Source organism: Croceibacterium salegens, from assembly GCF_009827435.1.
GTDB lineage: Bacteria > Pseudomonadota > Alphaproteobacteria > Sphingomonadales > Sphingomonadaceae > Croceibacterium_B > Croceibacterium_B salegens.
The window spans coordinates 46,511-63,660 of sequence record NZ_WTYM01000058.1; the positions used below are offsets into that span (position 1 = coordinate 46,511).

Below are 17,150 nucleotides of genomic sequence, written 5' to 3' on the forward strand. Positions count from 1 at the left end.
GAGAGGATTGAAATGACCGAGCCGCTGTTCCTGATCCTGGACGAAGGCACGACCTCGACCCGCGCCATGCTGTTCAACGCCGCGGGTGTGCCGCGCGGGACCGCCCAGCGCGAACTGAACCAGCACTATCCGCGCCCCGGCTGGGTGGAACACGACGCTGGCGAAATTTGGGACCGCACCCTGGCTTGCGCTCAGGAGATGGTCGCCGCGGCAAGCGGTCCGGACCGCATTGCATGCATTGGGGTGACCAACCAGCGTGAGACCGTGGTGGCATGGGACCGCAACAGCGGCGAGCCGCTCGCCCGCGCCATCGTCTGGCAGGATCGCCGCACGGCAGGTTTCTGCGGGGATCTGCGTGCAGGCGGTCACGAGGCGGCGGTGCGCGATGCGACCGGGTTGCTGCTCGACCCCTACTTTTCGGCTACCAAGATGCGCTGGCTCCTCGACAACGACGATGCCGTGCGCGGCGCAGCGCAGCGCGGGACACTGGCGTTTGGCACCATCGATGCCTGGTTGACCTTCAAGCTGACCGGCAACCTTTTGACCGAGGCGGGCAACGCCAGCCGGACCTTGCTGCTTCCGCTTGCAGGGGAAAGCTGGGACGAGGGGCTGTGCGAACTTTTCGGCGTCCCCACCGCCGCTTTGCCGCGGGTCACCGACAGTGCCGGGGACTTCGGCACCAGCTCGCTCTTCGGCGCGCCGATCCCGGTCACCGGGATTGCCGGCGACCAGCAAGCGGCGACGATCGGGCAGGGCTGCAATTCTCCCGGAGAGACCAAGGCGACGTTCGGGACCGGAGCCTTCGTACTTGCCAACATGGGTGCGGAAGTCCCGCGTTCCGAGCACCGGCTGCTCGGGACCGTGCTGCACCAACTTGGTGGCAAGCGGCACTACGCGCTCGAAGGTTCGGTGTTCGTCGCCGGGAGCCTGTTCCAGTGGTTACGCGATTCACTGAATATGATCGTGACCGCGGCGGAAAGCGACGAGCTGGCGCGTTCGGTCCCGGACAGCGCGGGTGTGGTGGTCATCCCTGCGCTTTCCGGCCTCGGCGCACCGCACTGGCGGGCCGACGCGCGTGCGGCGATCACCGGCCTGAGCTTCGCCGCGACCCGCGCCCATGTCGTGCGCGCGGCGCTCGAAGCGATCAGCCACCAGACGCAGGACCTCGCCGCCGCCTTCGCCGCCGACGGGGCGGCGTGGACCAGCCTGAAAATCGACGGTGGGATGAGCGCCAACAACTGGCTGGCGCAGGACCTCGCTGGACTGCTGCAAGTGCCGGTCGTGCGGCCCGATTTCGTCGAAACGACAGCGCTCGGCGCGGCGATGCTCGCTGCGGTCGGAGCCGGACTCCATCACTCGCTGGAGAGCGCTGCTGCGGCGATGATCGTCTCTGGCGAAAGGTTCGAGCCGGCGATGGATGAAGGTGTCAGGAGCACGCGCCTCGCCAACTGGCGGGCGGCGCTGGCCAGGCTCTAGCGTGCGGCCATCTCGTTACCGAGCCGGTCGCGCAGCCGGTGAATTGCGCTCGGATACATCGCGAAACGGTCACGCCAGGCGGCATCAAGCCGGGCAATGCGGGCATGGAAGCGCTCGGTGTGGCGTATCAGCGCGACGAGGTCGGAACCGAGCATCACCAGTTGAGCTTCGTCGGCCGTCGCCTGGCCCGGCGGCAGGCGGCCGTGGTGGCGCAACTGGAATTCGCTTAGCTCGCCGGCGAAATAGGCCCGCTGGTTTAGCAGCCAGGCGATGCCATGCATCATCCGCGTGGTGGTGCGCAGCGCCTCGCACGACAGCACGATCCGTGCCAAGTCCTCATTCCGCCCGGCAAGGTCGAGCCGGCCGGATAGGTCGAATGCCGAGCGCACCTCGTCGGCGAGCACCAGCGCTTCGTCGTAGAGCGCTTCGATGATCGTCGGACTGAGATCGGCCGGTTCTGACATCCTGCCCCATGGCTACTCCTCGCGTCGCCAAGATAACAGTTCCTTAACCATAGAAATTTGGGTACAATGGTAATTGTCCCGCCTTTGCACATCAATCGTCAGGCGATGATGTCGGGCGTCAGGTGGTCCTCGATCGCGGCGATCTGGTCCTTGAGGAGGAGCTTGCGCTTCTTAAGTCGGGCGATTTGCAACTGGTCCTGGCTGCCCGCTTCCGTCAGGGCATAGATCGCAGCGTCGAGGTCGCGATGCTCAGTGCGAAGCAACGCCAGCCGCCGGCGCATCTCATCATCGCTTACCCCAGTCACACCCTGCGCCTTTCTCGACGTATCGAACCTCCCGCCCGTTTTGGCGTGGTTGGGTTTGGCGAATTAACGATTGTGTGTTTTGATGACAATCGCGGCTCCGGCCGAAAAAGCCTGAGTCGCCTTCCGGCGAGCCAACCGCTTGGTTCCTGGCCCGCCTGTTCGATCAGGAGAACACTATGGACAATTCGCATGTCGCCGCCCTTCAGGCGAAACATCAGGGGCTCGATCGCCGCTTGCGCGATGAACTCAGTCGGCCGGCTCCCGACGATGCGATTGTACAGTCTCTCAAGAAGCAGAAGCTCCTCATCAAGCAGGAAATCGTCGGAGTGCATTGACGCCGCGGTGCGTAGGCTCCGCGGAAACCTGTTCAAAACCTGTCCCATGCGATAGGCGCGGCGTAATGTCCGCTGTCGCCGCCGCCCGTTCGATCCTGACCCAGCTGCACGAGCTGATGGCCTCGCGGATTTCCGCGCAGGGCAAGCTCAACCAGGTGGTCGACATCATCGGTGAGGCGCTCAACAGCGAGGTCTGTTCGATCTACCTCCTGCGCGAGGGAATGCTTGAGCTGTTCGCCACCCGCGGCCTCGAGCAGAGCGCGGTCCACGTGACCAAGCTCGCGGTCGGCGCCGGTCTCACCGGCACGATCGCCGCGAACATCGAGACGCTCAACCTCGCCGAGGCGACCAGCCACCCGGAATTCCAGTACCGCCCCGAAACTGGCGAGGAAAAGTTCCATAGCTTCGCCGGCGTGCCAATCGTGCGGCGCGAACGCGCAATCGGCGTTCTCACCGTGCAGCATGTCGAGCCGCGGCGCTACGAGGATGTCGAGATCGAGGCGCTGCAGACGGTCGCCATGGTGCTGGCCGAACTGCTGCACAACGCCGGTCTGGTCGATGTGGAATCGAGCGGCGGGCCGTCAGGCGCGCAGACCGGGCAGGAAGTCCTGCGCGGATTGCAACTGGTCAAGGGCCTCGCACTCGGCCGGGCGGTGTTCCACCAGCCGCGCATCACCATCGAGCAGACCGTCGCCGAGGACACCGAGGCCGAACGCCAGCGGGTCTACCTCGCCTTCGACAAGATGCGCGAGCAGATCGACCACATGACCGGGCAGGCCGAATTCGGCGTCGGCGGCGAGCAGGAAGAGGTCCTGCAGACCTACAAGATGTTCGCCTACGACGAAGGCTGGAGCCGGCGCATCAATGAGGCGATCGATTCCGGGCTCACCGCCGAGGCGGCGATCGAGCGCGTCCAGCAACGCACCCGCATGCGCATGCGCGAGATCGACGATCCGCTGCTCGCCGACCGGATGCACGACCTTGAAGACCTGGCCAATCGCCTGCTGCGCATCGTATCCGGCCAGCTCGGCACCGCGGCGAGCCAGGGGCTGCGCCACGATTCCATCCTGATCGCCAAGAACCTCGGTCCTGCCGAGCTGCTCGAATACGACAAGCGCCGCCTTAAGGGCGTTATCCTCGAGGAAGGCAGCCTCACCGCGCATGTGGTGATTGTCGCCCGGGCGATGGGCGTACCGGTGATTGGCCGCCTGCGCAACGCGCGAGGTCTGATCCGCGAAGGCGACACCCTGCTCGTCGACGGCGACGCGGCGACGCTGACGATTCGCCCGGCGCAGGGCGTGCTCGACGCCTTCGAAGGCCGCCTGCTGCGCAGCCGCGAGCGCCAGGCCGGCTACGCCAAGCTGCGCGACGTCGAGCCGTTCACCCGCGACGGGCAGCGCGTGCAGGTGATGATGAACGCCGGCCTGCGCGACGACATCGCGATGCTCAACCTGACCGGCGCCGACGGCATCGGGCTGTTCCGCACCGAGTTCCAGTTCCTCGTCTCCGCACAACTGCCCTCGCGCGACATGCAAAAGCGGCTCTACAAGGACGTGCTAGACGCGGCCGGTGAGCGGCCCGTCATCTTCCGAACCGTCGACATCGGCGGCGACAAGGCGCTGCCCTACACGGTTACCGATAGCGGCAACGAGGACGAGAACCCGGCGATGGGCTGGCGCGCGTTGCGCCTCGCGCTCGAACGCGAAGGGCTGCTCATGGGCCAGGCCCGGGCGCTCCTCGAAGCGGCAGCCGGCAAGACGCTCAATGTCATGTTCCCGATGGTCTCCGAGCCGTGGGAATTCGACGCCGCCAAACTCGTCTTCGACCGCCAGCTTGAATACCTGCGCGGGCTCAAGCGCACGCTGCCCGAGGCGATCAACTACGGTGTCATGCTCGAAGTGCCCTCGATCGCCGAGATGCTCGACGTGCTGGTCCCGAAGCTCAAGTTCGTCTCGATCGGCACAAACGACCTGACGCAGTTCCTGTTCGCGGCCGACCGCGCCAATCCCAAGCTGGCGGAGCGCTACGACTGGATAAGCCCATCGATCCTGCGCTTCCTCGCCCGCGTGGTGCAGGGGACGAAAGGTCACGCCATCGATCTGGGGGTGTGCGGCGAAATGGGCGGGCGGCGGCTCGAGGCGCTGGCTCTGATCGGCCTTGGCATCCGGCGCCTTTCGATCACCCCGGCCTCGGTCGGTCCGATCAAGGAACTGGTGCGGCGCATCGACACCGCGGAAATCGGCGCGGCGATGCAGGGCTGGCTGGCCAGCCCGCCGCCGAACATGCGCGAAACGCTCGCGCTATGGGCGGCGGACCACGAAATCGATGTGGATTGACGATGCGTCTGAGAAGCGCTCTTGACTTGTGCCGCGCGGACCCGTCTCTTTACGGCATAACGGGTTCGCAATTGAACCATGAACCGCAACAGGGGCGGACATGGACGATACTGACGTGAGAGAGGTAATGGATTTGCCGCAGAAGGCCGGGCCGCGGCTCCGCGCGGCGCGCGAGACCTTGGGCTTGACGCTCGAACAGGTCGCCGCGCAGACGCGAATTCCGCAGCGGCACCTGAAGACTATCGAGGCCGGAGAGTATTCCGACCTGCCGGGCCGAACCTACGCGGTCGGCTTCGCGCGGACTTATGCCAAGACGGTCAACCTCGACCCCGAAGACCTGGTCTCGCAGGTCCGGGCCGAACTCGACGAACAGAACTACGACCGCGACTTTCGTGCGCCGGAAACCTTCGAGCCAGGCGATCCGGCGCGCGTGCCCTCGCGCAGCCTCGGCTGGTTCGCGATCTTCGCGTTGGGCCTGCTGATCGTCGGCGGGTTCTTCTTCTTCCGCGCGATGTTCACCCCTGCCGGTGAGCTGCCGTCGTTGGTAGCCGAAAAGGAAGCCACCCCGGCTCCGCAGCAGAAGGCTGCTGCAAAGCCCGCGGCGATCGACCCGTCCGGGGCCGTCGTCTTCACGGCGCTCGAGGAAGGAATCTGGGTCAAATTCTACGACGCCAACAACCGCCAGCTGATGCAGAAACAGATGGCGCTGGGCGAAACCTACACCGTTCCGCAGGACGCCACCGGGCCGCAGGTCTGGACCGGACGTCCCGATGCCTTCGGCATCACCATCGGCGGGCGCGCCGTGCCCAAGCTGGCCGAGGGTGAGCGGGTCATGAAGGACGTGCCGGTCACCGCCGAGGCGCTATTGGCCCGGCCTCCCGCTCCGGTCCAACCGGCCGGGGAAAACACCGCCGCACCGGCGGGCTGAGCGCCCTCCCTTACTCGACAAGCGAGTCCCGCCTTGGCACAACCGGCGGGCATAATTTGCCGCGGATAGCGGGCGGCGGGTCATTTCCGCGCAAAACATAAGGACGGAGCAATCCCGATGAAATCCACCCTTTGCACGGTTTCGCGCATTGCGCTGGCGGGCGTCGCCCTCGCCGGGGCGCTGGCGCTTTCTGCACCTGCATCGGCGCAGTCGACCGACGAAGCGCGCCTGCGCAAGATCGAGGCCGAAGTGCGCGCCCTGCAGCGCACCGTGTTCCCCAACGGCGACGGGCGTTTCTTCACGCCCGAAGTCATTACCCCGAACGGAGCGCAACCGGCGAACAATGCGGTCGGCAGTCCGTCCGAAACCGCGGTGACCGATATCCTCGCCCGTCTCGATGCGCTCGAAGCTCAGCTCCAGCGGCTGACCGCGCGCAGCGAGGAGAACGCCAACAAGATCTCCGAACTGCAGGCGCGTCTCGATGCGATGGGGCCGGCCACTGCTGTCGCCGCAAACCCGGCGCCCGAGGGTGCCACGCTGGTCGCCGCACAACCGGCGACATCGACCGCCTCGCGTCCGAGCCAGCAGACCCCCGCGCCGAAGCCGACCCCCGCTCCGACACCCGCACCGAAGCCGACGCCGGCCGCTTCGGCCCCGTCGGCAGCGCGGGTCGCGGCGGTCAAGGCGATCGAGAAGCCCATGACCGACGATCCGGGCGACGACGAATACGTCTACGGCTTCCGCCTGTGGGACGCCAAGTTCTACCCCGAGGCGGCGCAGCAGCTGCAGTTGTTCGTCGACAAGTACCCGAACCATTCGCGCATCAGCTTCGGCCTCAACCTGCTCGGCCGCGCCTATCTCGACGACGGCCAGCCGCGCACCGCGGCGACGTACTTCTACAAGAACTACACCGAGCACCCCGACGGCGCGCGCGGGGCCGACAGCCTGCTGTTCCTTGCCGATTCGATGATCGCGCTGAAGGATACTCCGCGCGCGTGCCGGGCCCTGGCCACGTTCGGCGAAAACTTCCCGGCGCTCGCCACCGGGCGTCTTCAGGAACAGTATGACCGGAACCGCAAAGCCGTCAAATGCAGCTGACGCGGTAAGCGCGGCGCAATCGGCGCGCTTTGCCGCAGCCATCGGCAGGCTGTGGCCCGAAGGCTGGAAGATCGGCCTGGCGGTGTCGGGCGGACCGGATTCGCTGGCGATGCTCCTTCTCGCCCGGGCCGCCATGCCAGGCGGTTTCGAAGTGGCGACGGTCGATCACGGGCTACGTCCTGAAGCCAAAGCCGAGGCCGAGTTCGTCGCGCAAACCTGTGCCGCACTCGGCATTGCCCACGAAGTGTTGCGGGTCGAAGTGGCCGCCGGGAACGTGCAGGAAGAGGCGCGGCTGGCGCGCTACGCTGCGCTTGCCGATTGGGCGAAGGACCGCGGTCTCGCCGCGCTGGCAACGGCGCACCATGCTGACGACCAGGCCGAGACCGTGCTGATGCGTCTCAACCGGGGCAGCGGGCTCGCCGGGCTCAGCGGGGTGCGGGCGCGCGGGACGGCGCCGGGCGGCACGCTGCCGGTGCTGCGCCCGCTGCTCGACTGGCGCCGGGCTGAATTGGCCGAGATCGTTTCCGCGGCGGGGATCGAGGCGGTGAGCGATCCGAGCAATGCCGATCCGCGCTACGACCGGGTGCGGATGCGCAGTGCATTGGCCCATGCGGACTGGCTCGATGTCGCGGCGGTCGCGCAGTCCGCGGCGTACCTAGCCGATGCGAATGAAGCGCTCGATTGGGCCTTCGAACGCGAGTGGAACGAGTGTGTAGAGATTGCATCCGGCGGTGTCCGGTATGAACCGTCGGCGCCCCGGGCCATCGCATTGCGGGTGGTGCAGCGGATCCTCGCCGGGTTCGGCGCAAGCCCTCGCGGCGGAGAGGTCGCGCGGCTGGTCGATGCGCTGGCTGCCGGTGAGGCGGGGACGCTCGGCGGCGTGGTTGCGCGGGTCGAGGCGGGCGGCTGGACCTTCCGGCCCGAACCGCCGCGCAGGTCCGGTTAGCCGGAGATCAGCGCGTCGCCGACGGCGGCGCTCTTGCCGCGGGTGATGATGACCTGGTCGCCGGTTCTGGCGATGGCGAAGAGGCGGCTGGCGAATTCGTCGGGAACGCTGATGCAGCCGTGGCTGGCATAGCCGTTCTGGACCGAATGGCCGCCGTGGATGGCGACGCCGTCGCCGGTCAGGCGCAGGGTCCACGGCATCGGCGCGTTGCCGTACTTCTCCGAGACGTTGTGGCGTTCCTTGCCGAGGATCGGGAAGGTGCCGGTCGGGGTCGGGTATTCCTCGGTGCCGAGCAGCGCCGCGGTGGCGCCGATTTCGTAGCCGCCCCGGAACGCGCTGATGACGCGCGCGTCGAGGTCGACGGTAATGACAAGCGGCCCGTCGGGCACGCCGGTGTCGTCCCAGAACCACTCGCCGTACTTGATCGGGCCGCTGATCGGCAGCACGCGCTTGATGACGAAGGGGTTGTCCTGAACCAGTGCGCCCGGGCTCGGCTGGACTTCAGGCTCGGGAGCGGCGAGCGCGGCAGGCGCCCCCGTAGTGGTGTCGCCGTTATCGGCGTACAACACGTCCTCCGAGGTCAGCCAGGTCGAGGTGCCGGTATCCTGCGCTTCGAGCGACTGCCCGGCGAAGACCGCCGCGCCCAGTGCCAGCACCACGGCGCCCGTTGCGCCCCCGATCCATTTGACTGCCCTGTCCATGCCGGTTTCCTTGCCGCATGCCCGCCGGATTGCCAGCCCGCACACGGGCGCGTCCCGTTGCGGGACTCGGGCGCGGCAAAGGTTAACACGAAAGATCCTCCCAGGCACGGGGAGGGGGACCGCACGCAGTGTGGTGGAGGGGACTCCCGGCAAGCGCCGCCGTCCCGTGAGGAGAATCCCCTTCGTCAGTCGCCTGCGGCGCCGGCCTCCTGTCAGCCGTGGGCGCCGAACAGGTTGGCGATGGCCCGGGTGATGCGCAGCGAGAGGCCGTAGGCGCCTTCGATCGGGTCGATGAAGCGGCTGCGCAGCGCCCCGTAGCCTTCCTCGCCGCTGTCGGGGTAGTCGCTCGGCTCGCTGACCGAGAAATCGCGCAGGCGCGGGAACTCGGTCGGAAACGTGCGCCTGAGCTGTTCGAGCGCCTCCTCGATACGCAGCGTGAAGACCATCTCCAGCACGTCGTCGCGGCTGATGTCGTTGGCGCGGCTGAAAGCCGGGATCGAGACCGCGCAGATGAACATGTGCTGGAACAGCGCGAGGCGCAGCGCCTGGAGTACGCCGATCATCCGCCGCACGTCCTCGCGGTCCTCGCGGACGATCTCGGGCGGGATAAGCTCGTAGAGCCGGTGCAGCTTGAGCGCATCGACGCGCAGCCGGCTGGCGAGGCGCCGGAACACGCCGTTGCGGTCGTCCTTGACGAGGTATTCGGCCAGCGCCTCGCACGGCCGGGCGAGGTGGCTCTCGGTGCCGCGATAGGGGCGGCTCGCCCAATAGGCCGAGTTGAACAGCTCGCCGAAGGCGGCGACGGTCTTGACGCTGGCCAGCGCGTCGGCGGCACGCACCAGCCGCATCAGCTGGCGTCCGCGCGGGCTCTCGGCGAGCAGCGCTGCCAGTTCCTCGTAGTTGCCCTCCGCCGCGCTGCCGACCCCGGCGATGACGTTCACCGGGTAGCCGAGCTGCTGCAGGATGGCGTTGTGCGGGATGGCGCGGATCTGCCGCAGGCTCATCTCGCGATCGGCCGACAGGTCCGACTGGCGGCGCGAAACGCGGCTGCCGGTCGGGTTGAGCATGCCGAGCCCGAAGGCGGTGATGGCGCGGCTGTAGGTCCGGCTTTCGAGGTGCTGGCGCTGGTGGTCCTTGATCGCGCGGTAGAAGTCGAGGCTGAGGTCGGTGCGGCGGTAGAACAGGTCTGCGGGGACGTCCTTGTCGGTCTCCGCCGGGTGCAGTTCGGCTATGCGGGTCAGCGTCGCGAGCGCGAGGTCGGGAGTGGCGAACCACAGGTAACCGTCGCCGCCCTGGAAGCTGACTTCGGGTTCGAGCCTGATCCCGGCGCGGGCGAAGCGCCGCCGCGCCCATGGGCTGAGCGCCCATTCGAGCCGGTCCTGCATCCCGTTCGGGTGCGCCCCGCGGCCCATCGACTCTCCGTGGGTGTCGAATATCAGCGCGGCCACGTCGCTCAGGCCGTTGTCGGCCATCGCCTTGCTCAGCCGTCCCTGCAGTCGTTCGATGGCGAGGCTCGCGGGGATCTGCCCGACGAAGCGCCCGGCATCAGAAAAGCCGGTCTGGATCGCCACGCGGCCGCGTACCTTGGCGTAGTCCTGGTACTCGGTCTCGGCGAGCAGCTCGTCGAGGAAACGGCCGCCGTGTTCGAGTGCGCTCTCGGTCTCGAACAGCGGCGAGATGTCGACCTTGTCCTCGATCCCGAACAGCCGGGCGAAGTACAGCGCGGCGAGCATCGTCGCCGGGTCTTCGCACTCGGCCACGAGCATGCGGATCGGCGCGTCGCCGTCGATGTGCTGGAGGATCTGCGCCATGGCGAGGAACTGGCGGATCGCGGTCGAGCTCTCGATGGCGAGCGCGGCGAAGTTGCTGCGCAGCGGCTTCACGCTGGCGATGGCGCGGCGCAGGTGGACGATCGCGCCCTTGCTGGCGAGGTCGAGCTCGCCCTTGGGGTCGAGCCGGCGGCGGATCGCGTTGTGCAATTGCTTGGCGTTCACCCGGAAGTGGATCCAGCCCATCCCGAGTCCGTCTGCGCGCATCGCCGCGGCGAGGGTCTTGAGCGCGATGGCGCGCTCCGGTTCGGCTTCGCGCGCCTCGGCCTCGAGCTCGTCGATGAACGGCGCGAGGCTCAGGCACTTTCGCGGATCGTTGGCGGTCAGCCGGTTGGCCGCGACCGACAGCGCCGCGGGGTCGGTCAGGTCGGCGGCGAAATCGGCGGCGCGGTCGGCGGCATAGTCGGCCGCCGGGCCGAGTTCGCCGAGCAGCGGGTGCGCGGCATCGATGTCCCTGAGCGAGGCGACGTAGCGCTGCAACCGCTCGGCCTTTTCGGCGAGGCGGAAGCCGATCGAGTGGAACCACTTGATGTCGGTCCGCCCGTCCATGTCGTAGCCGACCCAGGTGGCGAAGCGGAACGGCAGCGGGGCGAGCTCGTGCCACTCGCCGGGCCAGCGCTCGCGGGCGATTTCGAGCAGGCGGCCGACGATCCGGTCGCGCGCGCCCTGCGCGTTGGCGATCGCCTTCATCGCCTCGGCATGTTCGTAGGCGAGGGTGATCTTCGGGCGCTCGGGGCAGGTGACGCAGGCGTTGCCGGAGCCGTCGGCGGCGCGCGCCGCCACCGCCTCGGTCTCCTCCGGGGCGAGCAGGAACGTCGGGTGGGCGGTGAACACCGCGTGGAGCTGCGGCACTTCCCACGCCGCGCGGAAGCGGGCGAACTCGTCGGCGTGGGTGCATTGGGCGAGCGCGGCGAGGTTGGCTTCGGGCTCGCTCGGTTCGACCAGGCGGTGGAGCCGGTCGGCGCGACGTTCGAGCGCCGCGCATTCGAGCTCGCCGATCAGCGCGGCGCAGTCGCCCAGCGTCAGCCTTCCGCTTTCCAGGTCGCGCGACAGGTCGAGCGAGAGCTGGAACACCGGGTTGAACAGCGGTGTCTCCTCGGTGCGTGAGTGCAGGGCCTGCAAGCGGTCGAGGAGAGCACCGACTGATGTCATGGCATATGCTCGTTGGCAAAGGCGGCCGCCGCTCCGTAGAGCCCCGGCTGCGGGTGGACGATGAGCTTGACGGGTATGGTCGCCATCAGCCCGGCAAAGCGGCCCTTGGCGATGAAGCGCTCGGCGAAGCCCGAGGTCAGCAGGGTCTCGCGAATGCGGAAGCCGAGCCCCCCGGCAATGACGACGCCCGCAAACCCGCCTTGCGCCAGCGCGACGTCGCCCGCGGTGGCGCCGAGCGCGAGGCAGAAGCGGTCGACCGCCGCGGCCGCGAGGCTGTCGCTGCCGTCGAGCCCGCGGGTCCAGATCGCCACGTCGTCGTCCGAGGTGACCGCGCGGCCCTCCATCGCGGCGAGCGTTTCGTAGATGTCGACGATCGCCGGGCCGGAGACCACGCGTTCAACTGAGACACGGTTGTGGCGCTTGCGCAGCCGGGCGAGGATCGCGTCCTCGATGCTGTCGAGCGGGGGGAAATCTGTGTGCCCGCCTTCGGTCGCCTGCACGTGGTACTTGCCCGCCGCGACATCGCGCCACAGGTGGGCGACGCCGAGCCCGGTGCCGGGGCCGAGCACGCTGATCGTGCCTCTGGGGCCGAGCGGCTGGTCGGGACCGGTGAGGTGGATGAACTGGCTTTCGTCGGCGCGGGCCACGGCGTGCGCGACGGCCTCGAAATCGTTGACCAGCGTGTGCCGCGTCGCGCCGAGCTTGGGCTCGATTTGCGCCGGGCGGATGATCCACGGATTGTTGGTGAAGCGGATGACCTCGCCCCCGACCGGCCCGGCGATGGCCATCGCGACGTTCGGCGGCAAGGAGCCGCCCCTGCGCTCGCGGAAATCCTCCCACGCGGTCTGGAAGCTGGCGTGGTCCTCGGTGTGCAGCGTCTCGGGTTCGCCAAGCGTTATCGTGCCGTCGGCGGCGATGGTGGCGATGGCGAAGCGCGCGTGGGTCCCGCCGATGTCGACGACAACGAGTTCCGTCACAGCCCCGCCTCGGCCAGCATCGCGCTGCCGCCCTTCTCGGCCTCGTCGGCGAAGCGGCGGAACATGGCGAAGAGTTCGCGGCCCATGCCGGTTTCGTCTTCGGTGAAGGTTGCCGGTTCGCGGGCGTCGAGGTCGGCGTCGGTCGAGAGCGTGCCGTCGGTGGCGCACAGCCGGACCATGTCGCCGTCGCGCAGCTTGGCCAGCGGGCCGCCGCCGTGTGCCTCGGGCGAACAGTGGATCGCCGCCGGGACCTTGCCGCTGGCGCCTGACATGCGTCCGTCGGTGACGAGCGCGACGCGGTAACCGCGGTCCTGCAGCACGCCCAATGGCGGGGTCAGCTTGTGCAGTTCGGGCATGCCGTTGGCGCGCGGGCCCTGGAAGCGCACGACCACCACCACGTCGCGGTCGAGTTCGCCCTTTGCGAAAGCCTCGGCGACCGCGTGCTGGGTTTCGAACACCCGGCACGGCGCCTCGATGGTCCAGCGTTCGGCATCGACCGCGCTGGTCTTGAAGCAGGCGCGGCCGAGGTTGCCTTCGACCAGCCGCATGCCGCCGTCGGGCTGGAACGGAGCGGCGACGGGGCGCAGCATGGTGTCGTCCCTGCTGTCGCCGGAATTGCGCCAGGCCAGCGTCTCGTCGTCCATGAACGGTTCCTCGCCATAGGCGGCGAGGCTGGCCGCGCCGACCGTGAGGATGTCCTCGTGCGCGAGGCCCGCGCCGAGCAGTTCGCGGATCACGTAGCCCATGCCGCCGGCGTCGTGGAATGCGTTCACGTCGCCCGATCCGTTGGGATAGACCCGCGCCAGCAGCGGGACGACGTGCGAGAGTTCGCTGAGGTCGTCCCAGTCGATGACGATGCCAGCGGCGCGCGCCATGGCCGGGATGTGGATTGCATGGTTGGTCGAACCGCCGGTGGCAAGCAGGCCGACCGCGGCGTTGACGATCGCCTTCTCGTCGACGCACTTCGCCAGCGTGCGCGAGGGATCCCCGGCCAACTTGGCGAGGCGGTGGACCGCGGTGCGGCTCAGTTCCTGCCGCAGCTTCGCGCCCGGCGGCACGAAGGCCGCACCGGGCACGTGCAGGCCCATCATCTCCATCATCATCTGGTTGGAGTTGGCGGTGCCGTAGAACGTGCAGGTGCCGGGCGAGTGGTAGGACCTGCTCTCGCTCTCGAGCAGCATGGCGCGGTCGGCCTTGCCCTCGGCATAGAGCTGGCGGACGCGCTGCTTTTCCTTGTTGGCGATGCCGCTCGGCATCGGCCCGCTCGGCACGAAGACGCAGGGCAGGTGGCCGAAGCGCAGCGCGCCGATCAGCAGGCCGGGCACGATCTTGTCGCAGATGCCGAGCAGCGCCATGCCGTCGAACATCGCGTGGCTCATCGCGACCGCGGTGGAGAGGGCGATGACGTCGCGGCTGAACAGGCTCAGCTCCATGCCGTCCTGGCCTTGGGTGACGCCGTCGCACATCGCCGGGACGCCGCCGGCGACCTGCGCGGTGGCGCCGACCTCGCGCGCCCAGATCTTCATCCGCTCGGGATAGCGGCCATAGGGCTGGTGGGCCGAAAGCATGTCGTTGTAGGCGGTGACGATGGCGAGGTTCGGCCCGCGCCCGGCGGCGATCGCCGCCTTGTCCTCTTCCGCCGCGGCGAAACCGTGCGCGAGGTTCGAGCACGACAGCGATCCGCGATCTGGCTGGCGTTCGGCCTCGCGGTCCATCAGCGAGAGATAGCGGCCGCGCGAACCCTTCGAGCGCTCGATGATCCGGTCGGTGACGCGCTGGAGGACGGGGTGGAGGTTACTCATTCCACGTCACCCCGTCGCGCTCGGCCAGGGCGATCGCGGCGCTCGGACCCCACGAACCGGCGGAATAGGTCTTGGGCTCGAGCTTCTCGCTGGCCCACAGCGCGCGGATCGCATCGATCCAGCGCCACTGCGCCTCGACCTCGTCGCGGCGGACGAACAGCGTCTGGTCGCCCTCGATCAGGTCGAGCAGCAGGCGTTCGTAGGCGATGCGCCGCTCCTTGCCGGAAAAGGCGTCGGGCATGGCGATGTTGAGCGGTACCGAGCGCAGCGTCATCCCGTCGCGGTCGAGACCGGGGACCTTGGCCATCAGCGACAGGGTGATATTCTCTTCGGGCTGGATGCCGATGACCAGCCGGTTGGGCTGCATCTTGGCTCCGGCGAAGATCGAATGCGGCACGCACTTGAACTGCACCACGATCTCGGTGACGCGCTTGGGCAGGCGCTTGCCCGTGCGCAGGTAGAACGGCGTGCCGCGCCAGCGCCAGTTGTCGACGTGGGCCTTGAGCGCGACGAAGGTCTCGGTGTCCGACGGCTTGCCCAGTTCCTCGTCGTAGCCGGGCACGATCTCGCCGGACGAGGCGCCGCCGCGATACTGGCCGGTGACGGATTCGCCGGACTCGACCGGGCGCATGGCGCGCAGCACCTTGACCTTCTCGTCGCGCACCTCGTCGGGGCTGAGGCCGCTGGGCGGCTCCATCGCCACCAGCGCGAGGAGCTGGAGCATGTGGTTCTGGACCATGTCGCGCAGCGCGCCCGAACCGTCGTAGTACCCGGCCCGGTCCTCCAGCCCCACGGTCTCGGCCACGGTGATCTGCACGTCCTCGATATGGCGTGCGTTCCACAGCGGTTCGAACAGCACGTTGGCGAAGCGCAGCGCGATGAGGTTCTGCACCGTCTCCTTGCCGAGGTAGTGGTCGATGCGGAAGATGCGGTCTTCGGGAAAGGCCGCGGCGACCGCGTCGTTGATCTCGCAGCTAGAGGCGAGATCGGTGCCGAGCGGCTTTTCGAGCCCGATGCGGGTGTCGCCGCTGGTCAGCCCGACGCGGCTCAGCCCGGCGATGGTGGTCTCGAACAGGCTCGGCGCGGTCGACAGGAAGATCGCCAGCTTGCGGTCCTTCCCGACCTTGGCGGCGAGATCGTCGAACCCCTTGTCCGCGGTCACGTCGAGCGGCTGGTAGGACAAGCGGTTGAGGAAGTCGGCCATCGACCCACGGCGTTGCGGGGGCAAGAACTTCTCGAGAGCCTCGCGCGCAAAGCTTCGAAAGTCGTGGTCGCTCATCTCGGAGCGGGCGGTGCCGACGATCCGCAGGTCCTCGTCGAGCAGCTTGTCGTGATCGAGCGCGGCGAGCGAGGGAAGCAGCATGCGTCGGGCGAGGTCGCCCGTGGCACCGAAAAGTACCAGAGTGTCGGCGGTAAACGTCATCGCTGCCCTTCTTTTCCCTGCCCCACCATGCTGCACCGCACCATCGCATCCCGCAAGGGGTAATATCCCGATTGCGGGCGGCGCGTTAGCATGCTTGTGAACGTTCTCAAACTATTTCGACCGCAACTTTCTTGTTCCCGAACTTCGCTTCCCCGAACACGGTCATGAAGCTGACGTCGGCGGCGTCGCGGCCGACGCCGATCTTAACCGTCGCGGCCGGATCGGCCATCCCGGTGGCGTCGATCAGGTGCCAGGCGCCACCGTGCTCGATCGTCGGGTCGGCAAGGAAGACTTCGGCCAAAGCATGGAAATCCTGCGGTTTCACACCCGGCGCATAGGCGCTGACGTAGCGCGCGGGAATAGCCGATGCGCGGGCCAGCGCGATCAGCACGTGGGCGTAGTCGCGGCACACTCCGCGCCGTTCGACAAAGCTGTCGAGCGCGGTGGTCCCGCTATTGCTCGAGCCGAGGGCATAGGTGAAGTTCTCCGCGATCCAGTCGCGGATCGTCGCGATACGCGCGCCGCCGCTCGTACCCTCGAACCGCGTGTGGACGAACGACTGGAACCTTTCGGCCTGGCAATAGCGCGAGGCGAGTAGGTACTCGACCGCCTCGCCCGGTAGGTCGTGCGGTTCGAGCGGGGTGAGCGACTCGATCTCGGGCAGCAGCCGGTCGACTTCGACGGTGGCCGAATAGTCGACGAGGAACGTTCCATGCGCGCGCATCCACAGCCGCTCGCCGATGGAATCGTGGGCCGGAACGCGCGCGAGGTCATCGGCGTCGCTCATCTGGCAGCTGCTGGAGAGGATTTGCTGTTCGGGGATCGCCGCCGCTTCGAAATGAAGGAGGACGTCGCTCGCTTCGGCAAGGTCGAAGGAGAAACTCGCTTGTACTGAGATGGGCATATGCTGCCCCAATGAACGCGGGGGCCGCCCGTTCCTAGCGGAATTTCGGCGTCAATCGCCCATTGCGTGGCAGACCACGTAACGGCGGTGCGCATCGGCGCGGTGTTCCGCGAGATAGACGCCCTGCCAGGTGCCGAGCAGCATCTTTCCATCGGCGAACGGGACCGTCAGCGAATTGCCCGTCAGCATCGACTTGATGTGCGCCGGCATGTCGTCGCTGCCCTCGCTGTCGTGCTCGTAATAGTCGCCCTCGGGCGCGGCCATGTCGAGCCAGCGCAGGATGTCGCGGCGCACCGCGGGGGCGGCGTTTTCGTTTATCAGCAGGCTGGCGCTGGTGTGCTGGCAGAACAGCGTCACTGTGCCCATCTGGATGTCGCAGGCGCGCAGCCAGGAGTGGATATCCGGCGTGACGTCGAGCAGGCCCTGCCCGTCGGTCTGGAACGTGAGGATGGCGTGTGCCTGGCGCATCGGAAT

15 protein-coding genes are annotated in these 17,150 nt (G+C 67.9%); 6 read left to right on the plus strand and 9 right to left on the minus strand.

The window, feature by feature from the left end:
• Positions 1–12 precede the first annotated feature (12 nt).
• The gene (locus tag GRI89_RS15120; protein WP_159797431.1) at positions 13–1,476 is read left to right on the plus strand and encodes a glycerol kinase; all 1,464 of its coding nucleotides are present in this window, start codon (positions 13–15) and stop codon (positions 1,474–1,476) included.
• Here the strand turns inward: GRI89_RS15120 and GRI89_RS15125 are convergent.
• Both GRI89_RS15125 and GRI89_RS15130 read right to left on the minus strand, forming a co-directional pair.
• On the minus strand, positions 1,473–1,940 hold the full coding sequence (locus GRI89_RS15125) for a DUF1465 family protein (protein ID WP_159797433.1): 468 nt from the start codon (positions 1,938–1,940) through the stop codon (positions 1,473–1,475). The genes GRI89_RS15120 and GRI89_RS15125 overlap by 4 nt on opposite strands.
• A 98-nt stretch (positions 1,941–2,038) precedes the next feature.
• Positions 2,039–2,221, minus strand: coding sequence for a YdcH family protein (locus GRI89_RS15130; protein WP_159797794.1), 183 nt, complete (start codon positions 2,219–2,221; stop codon positions 2,039–2,041).
• 200 nt (positions 2,222–2,421) lie between these two features.
• Between GRI89_RS15130 and GRI89_RS15135 the strand changes: the two genes are divergently transcribed.
• The 5 genes from GRI89_RS15135 to tilS all read left to right on the plus strand — a co-directional run bounded on the left by GRI89_RS15135 (position 2,422) and on the right by tilS (position 7,888).
• Positions 2,422–2,580, plus strand: coding sequence for a YdcH family protein (locus GRI89_RS15135; protein ID WP_159797435.1), 159 nt, complete (start codon positions 2,422–2,424; stop codon positions 2,578–2,580).
• 65 nt (positions 2,581–2,645) lie between these two features.
• Positions 2,646–4,916 carry a phosphoenolpyruvate--protein phosphotransferase gene (gene ptsP, locus GRI89_RS15140; RefSeq protein ID WP_159797437.1) on the plus strand — a complete coding sequence of 757 codons (2,271 nt, stop codon included), beginning with the start codon at positions 2,646–2,648 and terminating at the stop codon, positions 4,914–4,916.
• 100 nt (positions 4,917–5,016) lie between these two features.
• Positions 5,017–5,844, plus strand: coding sequence for a helix-turn-helix domain-containing protein (locus tag GRI89_RS15145; RefSeq protein WP_159797439.1), 828 nt, complete (start codon positions 5,017–5,019; stop codon positions 5,842–5,844).
• Between the two features lie 117 nt (positions 5,845–5,961).
• The gene (locus GRI89_RS15150; RefSeq protein WP_159797441.1) at positions 5,962–6,942 is read left to right on the plus strand and encodes a tetratricopeptide repeat protein; all 981 of its coding nucleotides are present in this window, start codon (positions 5,962–5,964) and stop codon (positions 6,940–6,942) included.
• Complete coding sequence (tilS, locus tag GRI89_RS15155; RefSeq protein WP_159797443.1) at positions 6,908–7,888, plus strand: tRNA lysidine(34) synthetase TilS; 981 nt, start codon at positions 6,908–6,910, stop codon at positions 7,886–7,888. The genes GRI89_RS15150 and tilS overlap by 35 nt, the downstream gene beginning before the upstream one ends.
• Here tilS and GRI89_RS15160 read toward each other — a convergent pair.
• The 7 genes from GRI89_RS15160 to GRI89_RS15190 form a co-directional block, all read right to left on the minus strand.
• Complete coding sequence (locus GRI89_RS15160) at positions 7,885–8,589, minus strand: L,D-transpeptidase family protein (RefSeq protein ID WP_159797445.1); 705 nt, start codon at positions 8,587–8,589, stop codon at positions 7,885–7,887. The genes tilS and GRI89_RS15160 overlap by 4 nt on opposite strands.
• A gap of 212 nt (positions 8,590–8,801) precedes the next feature.
• A complete protein-coding gene (locus tag GRI89_RS15165) occupies positions 8,802–11,570 on the minus strand; it encodes a phosphoenolpyruvate carboxylase (protein ID WP_159797447.1) in 2,769 nt (922 codons plus the stop codon).
• Positions 11,567–12,547, minus strand: coding sequence for a glucokinase (gene glk / locus GRI89_RS15170; protein ID WP_328598296.1), 981 nt, complete (start codon positions 12,545–12,547; stop codon positions 11,567–11,569). Before glk ends, GRI89_RS15165 begins: the two co-directional genes overlap by 4 nt.
• The gene (edd, locus tag GRI89_RS15175; protein ID WP_159797449.1) at positions 12,544–14,349 is read right to left on the minus strand and encodes a phosphogluconate dehydratase; all 1,806 of its coding nucleotides are present in this window, start codon (positions 14,347–14,349) and stop codon (positions 12,544–12,546) included. Before edd ends, glk begins: the two co-directional genes overlap by 4 nt.
• The gene (gene zwf, locus GRI89_RS15180; RefSeq protein WP_159797451.1) at positions 14,342–15,772 is read right to left on the minus strand and encodes a glucose-6-phosphate dehydrogenase; all 1,431 of its coding nucleotides are present in this window, start codon (positions 15,770–15,772) and stop codon (positions 14,342–14,344) included. Before zwf ends, edd begins: the two co-directional genes overlap by 8 nt.
• Before the next feature lie 106 nt (positions 15,773–15,878).
• A complete protein-coding gene (locus GRI89_RS15185; protein WP_159797453.1) occupies positions 15,879–16,676 on the minus strand; it encodes a transglutaminase-like domain-containing protein in 798 nt (265 codons plus the stop codon).
• Between the two features lie 51 nt (positions 16,677–16,727).
• On the minus strand, positions 16,728–17,144 hold the full coding sequence (locus GRI89_RS15190) for a secondary thiamine-phosphate synthase enzyme YjbQ (RefSeq protein WP_159797455.1): 417 nt from the start codon (positions 17,142–17,144) through the stop codon (positions 16,728–16,730).
• Between the last annotated feature and the right edge of the window lie 6 nt (positions 17,145–17,150).

Coding starts and splice junctions, on each gene's coding strand:
- GRI89_RS15120 (WP_159797431.1), top strand. CDS start 13: ATGACCGAGCCGCTGTTCCTGATCCTGGACGAAGGCACGACCTCGACC.
- GRI89_RS15125 (WP_159797433.1), bottom strand. CDS start 1,940: ATGTCAGAACCGGCCGATCTCAGTCCGACGATCATCGAAGCGCTCTAC.
- GRI89_RS15130 (WP_159797794.1), bottom strand. CDS start 2,221: ATGCGCCGGCGGCTGGCGTTGCTTCGCACTGAGCATCGCGACCTCGAC.
- GRI89_RS15135 (WP_159797435.1), top strand. CDS start 2,422: ATGGACAATTCGCATGTCGCCGCCCTTCAGGCGAAACATCAGGGGCTC.
- ptsP (WP_159797437.1), top strand. CDS start 2,646: ATGTCCGCTGTCGCCGCCGCCCGTTCGATCCTGACCCAGCTGCACGAG.
- GRI89_RS15145 (WP_159797439.1), top strand. CDS start 5,017: ATGGACGATACTGACGTGAGAGAGGTAATGGATTTGCCGCAGAAGGCC.
- GRI89_RS15150 (WP_159797441.1), top strand. CDS start 5,962: ATGAAATCCACCCTTTGCACGGTTTCGCGCATTGCGCTGGCGGGCGTC.
- tilS (WP_159797443.1), top strand. CDS start 6,908: ATGACCGGAACCGCAAAGCCGTCAAATGCAGCTGACGCGGTAAGCGCG.
- GRI89_RS15160 (WP_159797445.1), bottom strand. CDS start 8,589: ATGGACAGGGCAGTCAAATGGATCGGGGGCGCAACGGGCGCCGTGGTG.
- GRI89_RS15165 (WP_159797447.1), bottom strand. CDS start 11,570: ATGACATCAGTCGGTGCTCTCCTCGACCGCTTGCAGGCCCTGCACTCA.
- edd (WP_159797449.1), bottom strand. CDS start 14,349: ATGAGTAACCTCCACCCCGTCCTCCAGCGCGTCACCGACCGGATCATC.
- zwf (WP_159797451.1), bottom strand. CDS start 15,772: ATGACGTTTACCGCCGACACTCTGGTACTTTTCGGTGCCACGGGCGAC.
- GRI89_RS15185 (WP_159797453.1), bottom strand. CDS start 16,676: ATGCCCATCTCAGTACAAGCGAGTTTCTCCTTCGACCTTGCCGAAGCG.
- GRI89_RS15190 (WP_159797455.1), bottom strand. CDS start 17,144: ATGCGCCAGGCACACGCCATCCTCACGTTCCAGACCGACGGGCAGGGC.